Source organism: Albirhodobacter sp. R86504 (assembly GCF_042466415.1).
GTDB lineage: Bacteria > Pseudomonadota > Alphaproteobacteria > Rhodobacterales > Rhodobacteraceae > Albirhodobacter.
On sequence record NZ_JAXHCH010000001.1, the window covers coordinates 384,403 to 403,249 of the forward strand.

General features: G+C 64.0%; 13 protein-coding genes. 2 read left to right on the forward strand and 11 right to left on the reverse strand.

Going from position 1 to position 18,847, the window contains the following annotated elements:
- Positions 1-17: 17 nt before the first annotated feature.
- On the forward strand, positions 18-8,516 hold the full coding sequence (locus SJY32_RS01770; protein ID WP_376870864.1) for a GH36-type glycosyl hydrolase domain-containing protein: 8,499 nt from the start codon (positions 18-20) through the stop codon (positions 8,514-8,516).
- Positions 8,517-8,565: 49 nt separating this feature from the next.
- Here SJY32_RS01770 and SJY32_RS01775 read toward each other — a convergent pair whose 3' ends face one another.
- Entirely contained in the window at positions 8,566-8,802 is a 237-nt protein-coding gene (locus tag SJY32_RS01775; protein ID WP_376870867.1) for a hypothetical protein, read from the reverse strand.
- Positions 8,803-8,971: 169 nt separating this feature from the next.
- Here SJY32_RS01775 and SJY32_RS01780 point away from each other — a divergent pair, with 169 nt between their 5' ends.
- Positions 8,972-9,691, forward strand: a complete 720-nt coding sequence (locus tag SJY32_RS01780; RefSeq protein WP_376871041.1) for a Crp/Fnr family transcriptional regulator — start codon at positions 8,972-8,974, stop codon at positions 9,689-9,691.
- Positions 9,692-9,714: 23 nt separating this feature from the next.
- On the opposite strand, the gene SJY32_RS01785 is transcribed toward SJY32_RS01780, so the two are convergent.
- From SJY32_RS01785 to SJY32_RS01830, 10 genes are all read right to left on the reverse strand, one after another.
- On the reverse strand, positions 9,715-9,879 hold the full coding sequence (locus tag SJY32_RS01785) for a DUF3309 family protein (protein ID WP_376870869.1): 165 nt from the start codon (positions 9,877-9,879) through the stop codon (positions 9,715-9,717).
- Between the two features lie 78 nt (positions 9,880-9,957).
- Positions 9,958-10,974 carry a carbamate kinase gene (gene arcC, locus SJY32_RS01790; protein WP_376870871.1) on the reverse strand — a complete coding sequence of 339 codons (1,017 nt, stop codon included), beginning with the start codon at positions 10,972-10,974 and terminating at the stop codon, positions 9,958-9,960.
- A 1-nt stretch (position 10,975) separates the two neighbouring features.
- Positions 10,976-11,977, reverse strand: coding sequence for an ornithine carbamoyltransferase (gene argF, locus SJY32_RS01795; protein ID WP_376870873.1), 1,002 nt, complete (start codon positions 11,975-11,977; stop codon positions 10,976-10,978).
- 23 nt (positions 11,978-12,000) lie between these two features.
- A complete protein-coding gene (locus tag SJY32_RS01800) occupies positions 12,001-13,224 on the reverse strand; it encodes an arginine deiminase (RefSeq protein WP_376870876.1) in 1,224 nt (407 codons plus the stop codon).
- Positions 13,221-14,729, reverse strand: a complete 1,509-nt coding sequence (locus SJY32_RS01805) for a YfcC family protein (protein WP_376870878.1) — start codon at positions 14,727-14,729, stop codon at positions 13,221-13,223. Before SJY32_RS01805 ends, SJY32_RS01800 begins: the two co-directional genes overlap by 4 nt.
- Positions 14,730-14,841: 112 nt before the next feature.
- Entirely contained in the window at positions 14,842-15,201 is a 360-nt protein-coding gene (locus SJY32_RS01810) for a hypothetical protein (protein WP_376870880.1), read from the reverse strand.
- A 6-nt stretch (positions 15,202-15,207) separates the two neighbouring features.
- Positions 15,208-15,624 carry a hypothetical protein gene (locus SJY32_RS01815; RefSeq protein WP_376870882.1) on the reverse strand — a complete coding sequence of 139 codons (417 nt, stop codon included), beginning with the start codon at positions 15,622-15,624 and terminating at the stop codon, positions 15,208-15,210.
- Between the two features lie 99 nt (positions 15,625-15,723).
- Positions 15,724-16,560, reverse strand: coding sequence for a F0F1 ATP synthase subunit gamma (locus SJY32_RS01820; protein WP_376870884.1), 837 nt, complete (start codon positions 16,558-16,560; stop codon positions 15,724-15,726).
- Entirely contained in the window at positions 16,557-18,125 is a 1,569-nt protein-coding gene (locus tag SJY32_RS01825) for a F0F1 ATP synthase subunit alpha (protein ID WP_376870887.1), read from the reverse strand. The genes SJY32_RS01820 and SJY32_RS01825 overlap by 4 nt, the downstream gene beginning before the upstream one ends.
- Positions 18,115-18,846, reverse strand: coding sequence for a hypothetical protein (locus SJY32_RS01830; protein ID WP_376870890.1), 732 nt, complete (start codon positions 18,844-18,846; stop codon positions 18,115-18,117). The genes SJY32_RS01825 and SJY32_RS01830 overlap by 11 nt, the downstream gene beginning before the upstream one ends.
- Position 18,847: the final 1 nt, after the last annotated feature.

Sequence of the window (18,847 nt, forward strand, 5' to 3'; positions counted from 1 at the left end):
TCTGGCAGGACACAGCGGTGATCCGGTCTGAATTGTTTGGAACAGAGCGGCTCGAACACCATGCCTTGTCGCTGGCAGCGGCGCAGACAATCCGTCCAATGCGGAGATCGCAAACGGATAGGCGGCCTGCGTGGTTCCTCGGCGTATTGGCGCGCGGGAAGGGAACTGGCGACATTGTCCTGCCGCTCACTGCGCGGGTCGAAGACAATGCCGAGGCCCTGCTTGCGGCCTATCGGTCTTGCGCGCGAAACCTGCATGAGGGGCGGGCGATTTCGCCGGCGGCGGAATGGCTTTTGGATAATTTCCACCTTGTCGAGCAGCAGTTGCGCCAGATTGCCTCGGATCTGCCGCCCGATTATTACCGCCAATTGCCCAAGCTCGCGCAGGGCCCGTTCGCGGGATATCCTCGGGTTCTGGGCGTGGCATGGGCCTATGTCGCGCATAGCGATAGCCTGCTCTCCGAGCGGTCGCTCGCGCGGTTTGTGAAATCTTACCAGACAGTTAGCCCGTTGACGATTGGCGAAATCTGGGCGATTGCGATCACCCTTCGCATCGTTTTGGTTGAAAATATGCGCCGCCTTGCGGGCCAGATCGCGCTGGCCAGCGATCAGCGCGCCGTGGCGGACGCCAGCGTCGATCTCGTGCTCACGGCGAAGGGGGAGGCCGCGAAGTCGCCTTTTGACGCGCTGCACCATGCAACGGTGCCGCTGGAGGGAAAGCCGCTGCCCGATATCGTCGCGGCGCAGATTGCCAAGCGCCTGCGCGGGTTTGATCCCAGCGATACGCCGCTCTTGGCGTGGCTCGAGGATCGCCTGCAGCAGCAAGGCACGAGCGTCGAGGCGGTTGTGCAACGGGCCCAGCTCCGTCAGGGGGCCTCGAACATCACCATGCGCAATATCGTGACCAGTATGCGCTTGGCCTCGGAATTGGACTGGGCGGATTTCGTTGAAGAGGTCAGCCTGATCGACACCTGTCTGCGTGAGAATTCGGCCTTCGCACAGATGGATTTTGCCACCCGCAACAGCTACCGCACCGCGATTGAGGTCCTCGCGCGCGGATCGGATTTGACGGAGCTTGAGGTGGCCGCCGCTGCCCTGCGCGACGGGGAGATCGTCGCTTCCGTAGGGCCGTCGGAGCAGGGGCGAGCGGGTCTTGGGGGGGCTTTGATTGGCCCGCAAAGGGCCGCGTTTGAGCGGCAGATTGGCTATCGGCCGCCGCTGTTGATGCGGCTCTTGCGCCCGCTGCGCCGCCTCGGCCTTCGCGGCTATGTCGGGGCTATCGTGCTGATCAGTATCGAAATTCTGGCGGTCTCGCTATGGGCTGCGGGCGTGTCGGGTTTTGCTGCGCTGGCCTTGGGGCTCGCGGGTGCGATGGCTGCGACGGAGGCGGGTACCGCGCTGGTCAACCTCGTGATCACGCGCAGCGTCAAGCCGCGTCTTTTGCCCGCGCTGGATCTCTCCGCAGGCATTCCCCCCGCGCTTTGCACGCTGGTCGCGGTGCCCGTGATGCTGCGCAGTCTTGAGGAGCTGCACGCGCAGATCGAACAGCTCGAAGTGCATCACCTGTCCTCCGTTGGCGGCGCGTTGCATTACGCGCTTTTGTCCGATGGGCCGGATGCGCCGACCGAGACCACGCCGCAGGATGCGGTCTTGCTGGCACAGGCGCGCGCCGCGATTGAGCAGTTGAATGCCAGCTACCCGTCAGCGCAGGGCAACCGCTTCTTGTTCCTGCACCGCCATCGCCAGTGGAATGCCTCTGAGGGTGTTTGGATGGGGTGGGAACGCAAACGCGGCAAGCTGACCGAGCTGAACCGCCTGCTCCGCGGGGCGCTGGATACGAGCTTCCTGCCGCACTCGCCGGTGCCGCAAGATGTGCAGTTCGTGATCACCTTGGATGCCGATACGCGGCTTTTGCGCGATACGGTGGCGCGGATGATCGGCAAGATGGCGCATCCTCTAAACCGCGCGATCTTCGATCCCACCCGTCAGCGGGTGATTGCGGGCTACGGGATTTTGCAGCCGCGCGTCACGCCCTCCTTGCCCATCGGCACCCAAGGCTCGCTGTTCCAGCAGGTGTTTTCCAGCCCCGGCGGGATCGAGCCCTATGCGGCGGCGATCTCGAATGTTTATCAAGATCTGTTCGGGGAGGGGTCTTTTACCGGCAAAGGGATCTATGATGTCGATGCCTTCAGCGCGAGCCTCAAAGGCCGCGTGCCGGAAAACAGCCTGTTGAGCCATGATCTTTTCGAGGGGATTTATGCCCGCGCGGGGCTGGCGACGGATATTGACGTGGTTGAGGATTATCCCGCCCGGTTTGATGTCGCCGCCCGCAGGCAACATCGCTGGGTGCGGGGTGATTGGCAGCTTTTGCCGTGGATTTTCGGTGCCTCGGGGCGCGCACTGCCTGCGGTGGGGCGTTGGAAAATGATCGACAACCTGCGCCGCTCTCTGGTCGCGCCGTTCAGCGTGCTCGCGCTCGGATTGGGGATGTTGCTGCCTTTGCCCATCGCGCTGGCATGGGCGGGGGCGGTGCTGTTGATGCTGTCTTTGCCGCAGCTTGTCGGGCTGCCCTTTGCGATCCTGCCCGGGCGCGCCGGGATCACCGCGCGCAGCCATGTCGCCGCTTTGCGCGCCGATGCCCGCACGTCTCTCGCGCAGATCGCGCTGAATATCGCGTTTCTTGCGACCACGGCGGCGCAGATGGGGGATGCGATCACGCGGACGCTGTTCCGGCTGATCTGGAGCCGCAAGTCTTTGCTGCAATGGGAGCCCTCGGCGGCGTCCGGCGGGCGGGCGCGGCTGGGCCTGTTGGGCCAGTATCGCCAGATGGCGGGCGGTGCTGTGCTTGCCCTTGTGATCTGTGGCGGGGCGGTGTTGTTCAATCCGGTGATCTGGCCTTTGGCGCTGCCGCTTGCGGTGTTATGGTCCTGCGCCCCTATAATCGCGCGGCGGATCAGCCTGCCGTGGCGCGCCCCCGACGATCTGCCGCTTACGGCGGAGCAAACCGCGACGCTGCGCCAGATCGCGCGCAGCACTTGGTGCTATTTCGAGACATTCGTGACCGAGGCGGATCATTTTCTGCCGCCCGACAATTTCCAAGAAACCCCTGTGCCGCAGGTGTTTCACCGCACATCTCCGACCAATATCGGCCTCTATCTTCTCTCCACCACGGTGGCGCGGGATATGGGCTGGATCGGGCAGGCGGCGGCGGTTGTGCGGCTGGAACAGACATTGGCAACCCTGTGCGATATCCCGAAATATCGCGGCCATCTGTTCAATTGGTATGATACCCGCGATTTGCGCGTGTTGGAGCCCGCCTATGTCTCCTCCGTCGATAGCGGCAATCTGGCGGGGCATTTGATCGCGGTGGCGCAGGCCTGTCGTGAATGGCGCGAGGCGCCGCTCTCGAAAGCGGATCGCCATCGCGGCCTCGCCGACACATTGGCCCTCGCGCGCCAATCCTTGCCCCCCGAGGCTACCAGCTTGGCGGCCCCCGATTGGGCGGCAGCCCTCGCCGCGATCAGCGCGGCCAACGCGCGGCATGAGAGCTTCGAGGCGCTGCGCGATCTTGCGGGCGCGGCCCTTGCGCAGGGCGATGCGCCGGATGGGCTGCGCGCGGTGAGGCGATGTATCGCGGATCATATCGCGGATGACGGGGCAGACACCGGGCCAGACACCGGGGCAGCGGCGCGGCTCGCAACGGCTGAGGATCTCGCGCGCCGCCTCGCGATGGAGATGGATTTCGCCTTCCTCCTCGATCCTGACAAGAAGCTCCTCTCCATCGGCTTCTCGGTCTCGAGCAACGCGCTGGATCTGAATTGCTACGATCTCTTGGCCTCGGAGGCGCGACTGGCGAGCCTGTTTGCGATTGCCAAGGGCGATGTCGAGACGCGGCATTGGTTCCGGCTCGGGCGCTCCGCGACCCCGATCGGGGCGGGGTCGGCGCTGATCTCATGGTCGGGGAGCATGTTTGAATATCTGATGCCCTCGCTGGTGATGCGCGCGCCCAAGGGCTCGGTTCTCGATCAAACCAACCGCCTGATCGTGGCGCGTCAGATTGCCTACGGGGCAGCCAATGCCATGCCATGGGGGGTGTCGGAATCCTCCTATAACGCCCGCGATCTGGAGATGACCTATCAATATTCCAATTTTGGCGTGCCCGGATTGGGGCTCAAACGCGGGCTGAGCGCGAACCGCGTTGTGGCCCCCTATGCGACCGCTTTGGCCGCGATGGTGGATCCGCGCGCGGCGCTGCGCAATCTGGCGCATCTGGAATCGTTGGGCGTGAAGGGGGACTACGGTTTCTACGAGGCGGTCGATTTCACGCTCGCGCGCATGCCGCAGGGGATAGATCATGCGGTTGTGCGCAGTTTCATGGCGCATCATCAGGGCATGACGATCACCGCCATCGCCAACACCGTGATGGAGGGCGCTTTGCGCCGCCGTTTCCATGCCGAACCTATGATTCAGGGCGTTGATTTGTTGCTGCAAGAGCGGGTGCCGCGCGATGCGACCTCCGCGCCGCCTCACGCCGAGGAGGTGCTCGTCGCCGCCACGGAGACCTCTGACACCCCGATCTTGCGCCGCTTTGACGCCCCAGATCGCGCTGCGCCGACGGGGCATTTGCTCTCAAATGGCCAATATGGCCTGATGCTGACGCCGCAGGGCGAGGGCTATTCCCGCTGGCGCGATATGGCGATCACGCGCTGGCAGGGCGAGACCGGCCAAGCCGCGCTGGGCTCGTTCATCTTCGCGCGCGATCTGGCGTCGGGCGCGCTTTGGTCTGGCGCGCTTCAACCGACGGGGGCCGACCCCGCGCGCCATAGCGCCGTGTTCTGCGAGCATCACGCGGCCTTCACGCATCAGGATGCGCGGCTGAAAATGCTGACCGAGGTCGTGGTCTCCGCCGAGGATGACGCCGAGGCGCGCCGCGTCACCCTGACCAATGCCAGCCGTCATAGCCGCGAGATCGAGCTGACCTCCTATGCGGAATTGGTGCTGGCGCCGCCCGCCGCCGATCATGCGCATCCGGCGTTTTCCAAGATGTTTGTGGTCACCGATTATCTGCCCGAATTGGGCGTGATCATCGCCACGCGCCGTCGCCGTTCCCCCGGCGATCCCGAGATCTGGGCCGCGCATATCGCAATCGTTGAGGGCGAGGAGAGCGCGGAGATCCAGTTCGAGACCGACCGCGCGCAGTTCATCGGGCGCGGCGGCACGATCAGTTCGGCGGCGATGGCGCAGGGGCCTTTGTCAAACACCAAAGGCACGGTGCTCGATCCGATTTTCGCGATCCGGCGCACGGTGAAAATCCCTGCGGGCGGAATGGCGCGGGTGACCTTCTGGACGGCGGTGGCGCAATCGCCGGAGGCCTTGCTCGATCAGGTGGATCGCCACCGCGACCCCTCTGCCTTTGATCGCGCGGTCACCTTGTCTTGGACGCAGGCGCAGGTGCAATTGCGCCATCTGGGGATCACGCAGGCGGCGGCCGCCGATTTCCAGCGGCTCGGCGGGATGATCCTGCGCGGGGATCCGCGTTTGCGCGCGCCCGATGCCCGGATCGAGGCCGGCGCGGGCCCGCAATCGGGGCTCTGGCCGATGGGGATTTCCGGCGATCTGCCGATTGTGCTGTTCCTGATCCGCGATAATGAGGACACGCCCGCGCTGAAGGAGGTTCTGGCAGCGCAGGAATATTGGCAGATGCGGCAGTTGGATGTCGATCTGGTCATTCTGAACGAGCGGTCCTCGTCGTATATTCAGGATATGCAGATTGCGATTGAGGTCGCTGTGCGCTCGGCCCAATCGCGCCCCCGCGCAGGCCGCGCACAAGAGGGCGCGCAGGCCGCGCCGCTCGGGCGGGTTTACACGTTGCGCGCGGATTTGATCAGCGCTGAGGCGCGGGCGCTGCTGCTGGCGGTGTCGGGCGTGGTTCTGGTGGCGAGCCGAGGCAAGATCGGGGTGCAGCTGGATGCTTTGCCACGGGGGACTTTGCCACGGGGCGCAAGCGCCGCCGCCAAGCCCTTGCTTGCGAAGGAGGGGCCACGGTTGCCGCGAGGTTCGGCGCACAATGGGCCTGCGACTCCGGTCGTCACCGCAGGCGATGACCTCGAATTCTTCAACGGCACGGGCGGCTTTGCCAAGGATGGGCGCGAATATGTGACCTTGCTGCGCGATGGCCAAACGACGCCCGCGCCGTGGATCAATGTGATCGCCAATCCCAATTTCGGCTTTCAGGTCTCGGTTGAGGGCAGCGGCTCGGTCTGGGCGCAAAACAGTCGGGAAAACCAGCTCACGCCTTGGTCGAACGATCCGGTGACGGATCCGAGCGGCGAGGCGATCTATCTGCGCGATCTGGAGAGCGGCGCGATTTGGACGCCGACTGCCCTGCCGATCCGTGGCAGGGGCGATTACACCACGCGTCACGGCTTCGGCTATAGCCAGTTTGAGCATGAGGCGCAGGGGATCGCGGCGGTGATGGTGCAATTTGTGCCGCTGGAGGATCCGGTGAAAATCACGCGGCTCATTTTGCGCAATACGGGCACGCGCAAGCGCCGCCTCTCGCTGACAGCCTATGCGGAATGGGTGCTGGGCGCGCGTCGCAGCGCGCATATCCTCACAACGCGCGCGCCACAGACGGGCGCGATCCTTGCCCGCAACCCCTATGCCACGGCCTTTGCCGGGGAGGTCGCCTTTGCCGATCTGGGCGCGGCCGTGACCAGCGTGACCACCGACCGCGCGGAGTTTCTGGGCCAAGGCGGGCGGATGGACGCGCCGCAAGCGCTTGCGGCGGAGGCTTTGTCGAACCGCGTCGGCCCCGCGCCTGCGCCCTGCGCCGCCTTGCAGCGTGGCGTGACATTGGACGCGGGCGAAAGCGTGGAGATCGTGTTTTTGCTCGGCCAAGCCGCATCTGCCGAGGCGGCGGGCGAGGTCATCATGCGCTACCGGGAGCCGGACGCCATTGCGGCGGCGCTCGCGGAGGTGGGCGGCTATTGGGCCGATCTGTTGGGGGCGGTGCAAGTGACATCGCCGGATCGCGCGATGGACATCATGCTCAACGGGTGGTTGCTCTATCAAACATTGGCCTGCCGGATCTGGGCGCGGGCAGGGTTTTATCAGGCCAGCGGCGCCTACGGGTTCCGCGACCAGTTGCAAGACGGGATGGCCCTCACCGCGCTGCGCCCGCAGATGACGCGCGATCATCTTTTGCGCGCGGCGGGGCGGCAATTCGCGGAAGGCGATGTGCAGCATTGGTGGTTGCCGCATTCGGGCCAAGGGGTGCGCACGCGGATTTCCGATGATCGGATCTGGCTCGGCTATGGCGTGGCGCAGTATATTTCGGTTTCGGGGGATGCAGGTGTTCTGGACATTGAGATCGCGTTTATCGAGGGGCCAGCCCTGTTGGCGGGCGCGCATGATGATTTCTTCCTGCCCCATCCGTCCGACCTGCGCGCGAGCCTGTTTGAGCATTGCGCGCGCGGGTTGGATTTGGCGATCGCGCAGACAGGCGCCAACGGGTTGCCGTTGATCGGCACAGGCGATTGGAACGACGGGATGAACCGCGTGGGCGAGGGCGGGGCGGGCACCAGCGTCTGGCTGGCGTGGTTCTTGATCGCCACCCTCAACAAGATGGCCCCCCATGCCGACACCCGTGATCCGGCCCGCGCGGCGCGCTGGCGGGCGCATGCCGCGGCGCTGACCCTCGCGGTGGAGCGCGAGGGCTGGGACGGCGCGTGGTATCGGCGCGGGACCTATGATGACGGGGCGCATTTGGGCTCTGCGAGCTCATTGGAATGCCGGATTGACAGCATTGCGCAATCTTGGGCGGTGCTCTCGGGCGCGGCGAATCCGGCGCGCGCGGCCACCGCCATGGCCAGCCTGACCGAGCATTTGATCCGGCCCGAGGCGGGGGTCGCGCTGCTGTTCACCCCGCCTTTCGATCAAACCTCGCGGGATCCCGGATATATCAAAGGCTACCCGCCGGGCCTACGCGAGAATGGCGGGCAATATAGCCATGCCGCGATGTGGGCGATTTTGGCGCAGTGCAAATTGGGCAACGGGGATGCGGCGGGGGCGCTGTTTGCTTTGGTCAATCCGATCAATCACGCGCTGACCCCGCAGGCGGCGGAGCGCTATAAGGGCGAGCCCTATGTCATCGCAGCGGATGTGTATTCCTGTGCGCCGCATGAAGGCCGTGCGGGTTGGACATGGTATACGGGGTCTGCGGGCTGGATGTACCGTGCGGGGATCGAGGGGCTCTTGGGCCTGACGCGCGCGGGCGATCATCTGACGCTGGCCCCGTGCTTCCCCGCGCATTGGCCGCAGATCGAAGCGAAGATCACCCATCACGGCTGCCAGCTTTTGGTGACGATCACCAACCCGCATCATAGCGGGCATGGCATCGAATCTGCGACGCTCGACGGTGTCGATCTGCCACTGGACGGAGGATGTTTGCGCCTCCAACGCTTGCATATGCCACAAGATAGTCAGGCAAAGCTGAGGATCTCTCTTGGGGCCTGAGGGAGGCTTGGCACCACTGGCCGCACGGAACGGGGCGCTTATCGCTCGGTTATGTGCGGCGCACCGAATTTCCGCCCGCAATGATCTTGTTAATCAGGGCCGCCACGGCGGCATGGGCCGCGAGATCGTTCGGGGAGCCGCCCGCTTGTTCATGCGTGGCGGCGGCATCCTTCAGGATCCCCATGATCTCGTGCTCGGGCAGGATTTTTGCATCGTTCAACGCCAAGAGCAGCGCTTCGCAAATCGAAAGCGCGGCCTGTCCCGCGGCGGTGTCATTATCAGGCATACCATACTGGCCTTTTCGAGTGAGATTTGTCGGTGGCGCGGATCATCTGCGCAGGACATCCCGTGAGGGTTTCAAACTCTCCGCAGGGCCGCGCTGATCGAGATCAGCCCTTTGCACGATTTCTGTGCTAAAGGTTGCAGTGGTTAAAAGGATTGTTACACCATTGGAAATGACACCGCTCATTCGGAAGCTGGGCGCGTTTGTCGCCTTGTCCGCGCCTGAACTCACCGTGCTGGAGAGCTTGCGAAGCCGCCGCCGGATCTTTCGCGCTGGGCGGGATTTGATCCACCAAGGGCAGGCGGGGCAGGCGGCCTATGTTCTGGGCTCAGGCTGGGCATGTTCCTATAAGCTGATGCCCGATGGCCAGCGTCAGATCGTCGATTTCCAGATTCCAGGGGATTTTCTGGGTCTGCGCAGCGTGTTGTTGCGCACCTCGGATCATACAATTGAGCCTGTGACTGATATTGAGGTGATGGAAATCCACGTGGAGGATTTGCTCAAGGCCTTCGCCAATGCGCCGCGTCTCGGCGTCGCGGTGCTCTGGGCGGCCTCGCGCGATGAGGCAATGGTTGTGGAGCATCTGGTGGGGGTCGGGCGGCGCAATGCGGCGGAGCGGATGGCGCATTTCTTGGTGGAGCTGGGCTCGCGCCTGACGCTGATCGGGATGGGGAGCACAGCGGGCTATAGCTGCCCGCTGACGCAATATCTGCTGGCAGATGCGCTCGGGCTCAGCGCGGTCCACGTCAACCGCGTGCTGCGACAATTGCGCGAGATGGGGCTGGCGACGTTCCGCGATGGCGAGGTGATTTTCCACGATCACGGCCGTCTTTGTGCTTTCGCGCAGTTCGATGCGAGCTATCTCGATCAGGTTAAACCGCTGCTGAAATAGCGCGGCGCGCGATCTGAGAAGCGTTAGATTCGCCCGAGAGCCATCAGAACCACGACGATTAACAGAATAATGCCGAGTGTGCCCACGCCCGCATGGCCGTAGCCATAACCGTAGCCGCCCATGCGTCCGCTAAATCCGCCGATCAAGAACAGGATCAACACAACGACTAAAATGGTTCCAAGGGTCATTTTGAGCGTCTCCATCGTGAAAGAAAGCGCGTGTATTGGCGCCTGTGGTTTCGTAGGCCGTCATCCCGTGACGGCGCACTAAACTATCCCACCCCCGTCATCCGCCCAGACTGATATAGGTTGGTCCGTGCCGATAAAACCTGATGTTTTGGGATGAAATCCGTGGGCTCTGCGCGGATCCTTCGGATCGGTTCGCGCCCGCGTTCCCGCGCGATCCTCCAAAATGGCGCGCGCTTGCGAGAGCTGGCCAATTCCCGCGAAACGCCCGCCAGAGCGCAGGAAGGCAATCGCCGCGCCGACCTTGGGCCCCATCGACCCCGAGGCGAGTTCGAGTGTCTCCAGAAGGGTCGGCGTTGTCGCCCCTATAGAGGTCTCATGCGGGCCACCAAAATCGCGGTAGACCGCATCGACATCGGTTAGCAGCAACAGCGCATCGGCGTGCAGATCTCGCGCGAGGAGTGCGGCGGTGCTGTCCTTGTCGATCACTGCCTCAACGCCCGCCATCAGGCCTTCTTCCGTGCGCAGCACCGGAATCCCGCCGCCGCCCGCGCAGATCACGCAATGCCCCGCCTCCAGCAAAAGGCTGATCGCCTCCAGCCCGAGTATCCGCAATGGTGCGGGCGAGGGCACCACGCGGCGTTTCCCGCCGGTGGCCTCCGTCACCATCGTCCAGCCATGGTCGCGCACCGCCTGCGCTGCCTCGGTGTCCGCGTAAACCGGGCCGATCGGCTTGGTCGGGTTGGCGAAGGCGGGGTCGTCTGCGTCCACCTCGACGCGGGTCAACAGCGTGGCGCAACGGCCTGTGAGGGGCAGGGCGTTCATCATCTCCTGCTCGATCAGATAGCCGATCATCCCTTCGGTCTGCGCGCCCAGAACATCCAGCGGCCAGAGCTTTGTGGGGTCATAGGCCATGCCCTGCAGCGCCAAGAGCCCGACCTGCGGGCCATTGCCATGCGCGATGATGATCTGGTGATCGCGCGCCAGATCGGCGAGCGCCTCCGCTGCGATCTGCACATTGGCCTTTTGGGCCTGCGCGGTCATCGGCTCGCTGCGGCGCAAAAGCGCATTGCCCCCAAGGGCGACGACGATGCGCATCTTACGCCCCCATCGTGGCGACAAGAACCGCCTTGATCGTATGCATCCGGTTTTCCGCCTGATCGAAGACGATACTCGCGGCGGATTCAAACACCTCGTCGCTCACCTCCATGCACTCGATCCCGAATTTCTGGAACGTCTCCTCGCCCACTTGCGTCTCGCGGTTGTGGAAGGCGGGCAGGCAATGCAGGAATTTGGCATAGGCATTGCCGGTTTTCGCCATCACCTGCGCGGTGACGCGGTAGGGCGAGAGAAGGGCGATCCGGTCCTCCCAGACGCAATCGGCTTCGCCCATCGAGACCCAGACATCGGTATAAACGAAATCGGCGCCCTCCAACCCTTCGGCATGTTTTTCCGTCAGGGTCAGCCGCGCGCCGGTATGCTCGCCGATCTCGCGGCACCGCGTGACCAACCCCGCCTCGGGCCAGCAAGCGGTCGGGCCGCAGAGCCGCAGATCCATCCCGATCAGCGCCGCCCCGACCATCAAGGAGGCGGCGGTGTTATTGCCCACATCGCCCATGAAACAGACGGAAATCTCGGACAGCGGCTTGTGGCAAAACGCGCGCATCGTCATCAGATCGGCGAGGGTCTGGGTCGGGTGGAAATCATCCGTCAGACCGTTGAACACCGGCACGCCGGAGAATTCGGCCAGCACTTCGGCGTCTTTCTGGCCAAAGCCGCGATACTCGATCCCATCATAAAACCGCCCCAGCACGCGGGCGCTGTCCTTGATAGATTCCTTATGGCCGATATGGCTGCCTGTCGGGCCGAGATAGGTGACATGCGCGCCTTGATCATGGGCGGCCACCTCGAACCCGCTTCGGGTGCGGGTGCTGTCCTTCTCAAAAATCAGGGCGATATTCTTGTCGCGCAAGCGCGGCACTTCAAACCCGCCGCGCTTGGCCTGTTTGAGGGTGGCGCTCAGGTCCAGCAGGTGCCGGATCTCGGACGGGGTGAAATCGAGCAGTTTGAGGAAGCTGCGACCATGGAGATTGAGGGGCATGAGATGTCTTTCAAGAGAGGGACTTAAACCGGATCGCGGATCAGCGGGCAGGTCATGCAATGCGACCCGCCACGCCCGCGCCCAAGCTCAGAGCCGGGAATGGTGATGACCTCGACGCCCGCCTTGCGCAGCAGGGTGTTGGAATAGGTGTTGCGCTCGTAGCCGACGACCACGCCGGGCGAGAGGCACAGCAAGTTATTGGCATCGTCCCATTGCTCGCGGGCGGATTCGTAGGCATCGCCCCCCGTGGGGATCGTGCGCAGGGCTTTGAGGCCGAGGGCGCTTGCGACGACCTGCAAGAAAGGTTTGGCCTCCACCTCAACCGCGACGCCGCCCTTGTCATCAGGGCGCAGGCTGGTGCAACGGATCGCATCGGTGACCTCGGCGAAGACGGTGACGAGATCGCGGTCGCAGAAGGTGAAGACGGTATCGAGGTGCATCGCGCTGCGCGAGCGCGGGAATTGGCAGGCGATGACGCGGGTGGCGCCCCCTCGTGCAAACAGCCCGCGCGCGATTTGGCCCACGGCTTGCGGGGTCGTGCGTTCGCCCATGCCGATCAGCACCACGCCATTACCGATGGGCATGATGTCGCCGCCCTCCACCGTGGCGGGGCCGTGATCTTGCATGGGATCGCCCCACCAGATCGGGAAGCCCGCATCCTTGAAATCGGGGTGGAAGCGGTAAATCGCGGCGAGGGTCAGCGTCTCCAGCCTGCGCGCGGGCCAATGCATCGGATTCAGCGTGACACCGCCATAAATCCACGCGGTCGTATCGCGGGTGAAGATGTGATTGGGCAGCGGCGGCAGGATAAAATCGGCGGGCTCCAGCATCGGTGCCAGCACGCCTTTATCGGCGACGGGAAGCTCGGCACGGCTCATCCCGCCGATCAGGATCGTGGACAGCAGATCGCCGCTGATCTCCATCAGATGCGCCAGCAAATCCTCGGCAAGGCCGACGCCTACGGTATTGTCGTTGATCCGCGCGCTCAGAAGCCAGCGCCGCGCCTCCATATCGGCCAGTGTTTCGGCGAGGAGTTTGCGCAGGAAGACGACCTCCACACCGCGCGCCACCATCGCATCGACGAAGGTCATATGCTCGATCCGCGCCTGTTTCACCCAGATCACATCGTCAAACAGCAGCTCGGCGCAATTGGCAGGTGTCAGCCGCGCCATCGCCGCGCCGGGGCGGTGAACGAGAACACGTTTGAGGGTGCCCGCCTCGGAATGCACGCCGTAAGAAATACTCATGTCGGGGTTCCTCCCAAAACCACGCCCAGCGATAGGGTGGCCATAATAATGACGGTGAGGCCCAAAAGGACGGGCCAGACAAAGCGCAGCCAGCGTTCATAAGGGACATGCGCGATGGCGAGCCCGCCCATGACCACGGCGGAGGTGGGGGTGACGAGGTTCACCACGCCTTCGGCCGATTGGAACGCTGTCACCACAAGGCTGCGCGCGACACCTGCAAAATCGGCCACCGGCGCGAGGATCGGCATCGAGAGCACGGCAAGGCCCGAGGTCGAGGGCACGAAGAACGAGAGCGCGACCTCAATCCAATACATCACATTGATAAAGACGACTTGGCTCAGACCCGCGACGGAGCCTTCGGCCCAATGTAGGATCGTATCGGTGATATGGCCCGCGTCCATCACGACCACGATGCCGCGCGCCAGACCGATGATCAGCGCCACGCCGAGAAGATCGCGCGCGCCGCCGACAAAAGCATCAACAAGGCCCTTTTCGCCCAAGCGCCCGACCAGCCCGATGCCGATGCCCGCGAACAGGAACAGCCCGCTCATCTCCGCCATCCACCAGCCGCCCAGCGAGACGCCCCAGATCATAACGGCAAAGGTCGCGGCGAAGAGGAGCAGCACGATTTTGTGCAATCCGTTATAGGTATCGGCCTCTGCGGATCGGTTGCGGAAATGCGCTTCATGGTCGGATTTCAGGTCATACACCAACGAGCGGGAGGGGTCGGCCTTCACCCGTGCCGCGTAGCGCATGACATAGGCGGTCGTGGCGGCGAAGGTCACGGCCAGAAGCGCGATCCGCAGGATCAGCCCGTCGGTGAAGGGTACGCCCGCCGCATCCGAGGCAATGACGGTGGAAAACGCATTGACGGTGGAGCCCAAAACGCCGATCCCCGCGCCCAGCAAGATCACGGCAACGGCGGTGAGCGCATCATAGCCCGCCGCGATCATCACGGGCGTCAGCAGCACATAGAATGCCAGCGTTTCCTCTGCCATGCCCTCCGTCGTGCCGCCTAAGGCAAACAGCCCCATCAGAATCGGGATCATCCATTTCTCGCGCCCTTTGAGGCGCACCATCGCGTGTTTGATCCCCGCATCAATCGCGCCTGTGGCCGTGACCACGCCGATAAACCCGCCGATCATCAGCACGAAGAGCGCCACATCAATCGCATTGGCGGTATAGCTGGAGGGATCGTAGAACCCCGCTATCGGCGCGAGCACGATGTCCCACACCCCCTGCGGATTTGCCTCGGTGAGGGCATAGGTGCCCGCGACGGGCACGTCTTTGCCCAGCACTTCGGAGGCCACGCGCGCATATTTTCCGGCGGGGATGATCCATGTCATCGCCGCGACGAGGACGATCAGCGCGAGCAGGATGGTATAGGCGGAGGGGAACCGGAACCGCGCGGAGAGCTTGGCGGGCAGTTTGGAGGGCGGCGTTTGTGGCGGCGCGCTTTTGGGCACCGGGCCTTGCGGGGGGGGGACTTGAGGGGCTGGTGTCATCGGTAAATCCTTCTCCTGCGCAGAGTCGGCGCGCTGCGGGATAGATCGGTTGGGACGTGGGGCGGATCGGGGCAGATGTCAGGGCGGCGTTACGCGCCCGAAAGGCTCGGGATCAGGGCAGCGGTGTCTGCTGATGCGAGAGCCGCAACCATGTGGTGTCGTCTTTGAGATAGGTCGAGGAACACAGCGCCTCGTAGATCGGCGCATCGTCGCGCTCGGCGGAGACCTGATAGGCTAGAACCGCAATCCCGTCTTTGCGCGAGAGCGTCCGATCATCCATCAAGACCGAGCGCCAGCGCTGCGCGACATCCAGTGATTGCCACACCGCCGTGCCGCGCAAAATCCCCGCGGGAAACGGGAAGATAAACACTGCATCCTTCGCCGTCATGGCGCGGGCCGATTGTGCGCCACCCGTCCAAAACTGTTCCTCAAGATCCCAAATCTGATCTGCAACTGTCTGTTTTTGCGTCACTATCTTCTATCCCCCCTGCGCCATCGCGCCAAAATAGCCAAGCGCCAGCACAGTCGCGACGATCCAAAAAAGTTGCAGTCCCATGGCGGGCATCGGGATATTCGTCCCACCGCCTTGGGCAGGGCTGGCAGCCCCCCGCTTGCGCGCGGGCAAAAACGAGAGGAGCCGCGTTGCGGTCTCCGCGCGCGTTGTCCCAGCCAGCGGAACATCGGAAAACTGAGCCAACAGCGCTTCCAGCCGTTGCCGCACAGGGCCATCGGCGAGCGACGCCAGATCGGCGGCTTCTTCCCACGGATCCAGATCGAGACGCGCAAGCATTGAGAGGACCGAGACGTTGAAACCTCGGGAATCCTCGCCCACAGACGCGCTCAAGAACTGTTCATAGAGCGGATCTTGGGTAAAGCCTTCGAGAGACTGAGCCATGTTGGTGATCCTTTCCGAGGTTCGATGAAGCCTTTGAGGGAGGCGGGGGAATGTTGCCGTAACTCTATCGCAGGCCGCGCGCGCACAGGCTGACGCAGATCAGCGCGGCGTGTTCTGCGCCGCGGCCCCCGTGCTCAGCTCGATAATCTCTGCGGTGATCGCGTCTTGGCGCACCCGTCGCAGCCGCGCTTGATAGGTCTCCAACTCCTGCGCGATCTGACTTCCCGCTGAGGTCATCGCCTCCATCCGCGCTTGGTTTTCGGCGGCAAAGGCGTGGAGCGCGGCCTTGCATATCTGTGCATGCAGATAATCCTCCTCGAGGCTCGCCAGCAGCGCTGCGCGTGGCAATTGGGTCAGCGGCGCTTGGCGCGGTGTCGCTTCCGCTTTTGCCAGTGTCACTGGAAACAACCCCGCGCGCGTGATCACGGGGCGCCCCGAATCCCAGCCTGTCGAGATCGCGTCAAGGCGCTGGGCTTCTCCCGCAGCGAGGGCCGTGAGAAACGCGCGGGTGATGGCATCTGCGAGCTTTGGAATGCCATTGGAATGCGACGGCATCGGCGCGCTCCAGATTGGGCGCAGACCGCGCGCGGCAGCAATTGATAGGCCGCGCGTGCCGATGAGGAAACGCGGCGCTGTGCTTTCGCGGAGGTGGTCGAGCACCCGTTCACTGAATGCGCCCGCAAAGCCTTGTTCGGCGAGAAACACCAAGAGGGCGGCTTCGCCGGTGCGCGGCGCCGTTTCTTGCGGTTGTGGATCAGGGCCAAAGCTTTGCTGCATGGCTGCGCAGATCGTTTCGGCGTAACGATCCACCGCGCTGATCTGCGCCATGGCGGTATGGGCGCGGGCGGCGGCGATCCCTTTCATCGCATTGACGACCGCGCCGAGCTGACGGATGCCACTGATGCGGGCGCTGACATCGGCCAAGCGTTCGGTCATGGGGTCGGGTCCTTGGGCGGCGCTGCGGGATCGGCATGAAAACTTGCCGCGAATTGTGTCAGCGCTGCCATCAATGCCGCGCTCACATGTGCCGCCATCTCGCCCGAAGCCTTGGCTGTTGGCGCCAACGCCGCCACGGCCTCGGGCGCATCGCGGTCCAGCGCGGCGGGCAGCCCTGCGCGAAAATCGGCCACGGCCTCTAAGGGGAGGGGATCTAGCAGCCCCGCCTGCACCGCCTGCATCAAGGCGATCTCATCGATCAGCCGGAACGGCGCGTGTTGCGGCTGGCGCAGGATCGCGCGGATCCGTTCGCCACGTTTAAGTTGGTCGCGCACGCGGCCTTCGGGCATCCCGCCGAAGCGCGTGAACACTTCCAGTTCCAAAAACTGTGCGTAATCAAGGCGCAATGTCCCCGCGGCCTTGCGCAGGCTGGGCGCTTGGGTCTTGCCGCCGACCCGGCTCACGCTGAGGCCCACATCCACCGCAGGCTTTTGCCCTTGGTGAAACAGCGCCGCATCGAGCACGATCTGCCCATCGGTGATCGAGATTAGATTGGTCGGGATATAGGCGGAAAGATTGCCCGAATCCGTCTCTGCAATCGGCAGCGCGGTGAGCGATCCGCCACCGCGATCCGCGCTGAGCTTGGCCGCGCGCTCTAGAAGCCGCGCGTGGATATAGAACACATCGCCCGGATAGGCCTCGCGGCCCGGTGACTGGCGGGTCAGCAGCGCGATCTCGCGGTGGGTGGCCGCGTGTTTGGTCAGATCGTCGATCACGATCAGCGCGTGCTGCCCCTTGTCGCGGAAATATTCCGCCATCGTCATCCCCGCGTAGGGTGCGATCCATTGCAGGCCCGCCGCCGAGGCCGCGCCCGCCACAAGCACGATGCACCGCTCAAAATTTCCCTGCGATTGCAGCGCCTCAATCGCGCGTTTGACGCTGGAGGTTTTCTGTCCCACGGCGACATAGATGCAGATCATATCGCTCAAGGCCTGCGCGATCAGCGCGTCAATCGCGAGGGTGGTTTTGCCCGTTGAGTGATCGCCGACGATCAACTCGCGTTGGCCGCGCCCGAGTGCGAAGAGTGTGTCGACTGCGACGATACCGGTTTGCACGGGTTCGGTGACCAGATCGCGCTCAATAATTGCAGGGGCGGGGCGCTCGATGGGCAGGCGTATCGCGGTGGATATTTCGCCCTTGCCATCCAGCGGGCGCCCCAGCGGATCAATAATTCGTCCCAAAAGCGCTTCACCGACGGGCACTTGAACGACCTCACCTGTGCCGAAGACCGCATCGCCTGCCTCGACACCCGTTGCCGCGTCCAGCATCACACAGCTGATCAGATCCGCGTCGAGCACGCGCGCGAAACCCACCTGACCGCCCGCGAACCGCAAGACCTCATCGAGCCTCACGTCACGCAGGCCGGAGATCATCGCGACCCCGTCGCCGATTTCCTCAACACGTCCCCGGTGCTCTGCGCGCGGGCCCATGGGGGCGTGGGCAACGGCGGATCGGGCCGTGTCGAGCCAGTCTGGCGGGGGAGGAGGTGTTGCGTCACGCGGCATCGCGGACCTCGCTCAAAATCGCGTCGAGATCGGCGCGCCAACTGTTGTGAAGCGTGAAATGCGGTGTGCGCAACTCGATCCCTGCGAGGAGATCTGGATTGGTGCTAAATTTCAAATCAGGGGCGCCACCGAGGGCCTTTGTGAGAGCCGCTTTAAGCGCGGCTTGGTTCATCGGCGCGCTCGGGGTGACAATTTCGATCGGGGTTTTGGCGGCAACCAGCGCGACGCGGCTTGCGGCCGGCATATCATCAATCGCTTGCAAGAGAAGCTCGAGAAACGCGGGTTGGAGATCTGCGCTTTCAAACCGCGCCAAGAGTTTTTCCGCGATCTCGACAGCCAGAGTGGCGGCTTTCACGTCATTCTCCTTGCGCGCGGCCTCGCGTTCGCGGGTAACAGCGGTCTGCGTGGCATTGAGCAGTGTGTCGGCCTTGTCGCGCGCCTCAGTTAAGGTCGCCTTTGCGGCGATATCAGCCTTAGTGGCGGCATCCGCCAGCACGGCGGTGCGCTCCTGTGCGATCCCCTCGCGGGATTTGCGGACCTCGTCGAGCGCGGTGTCCGCCTTCGCTTGCGTGTCCTTGGCGGAGCTTAGCACAGCCTGAGTGGCTGCTTGCCGTGCGGCGATCGCCGCTGCAACGGGCCGCCAGAAAACGCGGGCGAGAAGCCAGACAAGGATCAGCACGTTCAGCGCTTGTAGGCCCAGTCCCCAAAGGTCGATGCTCATC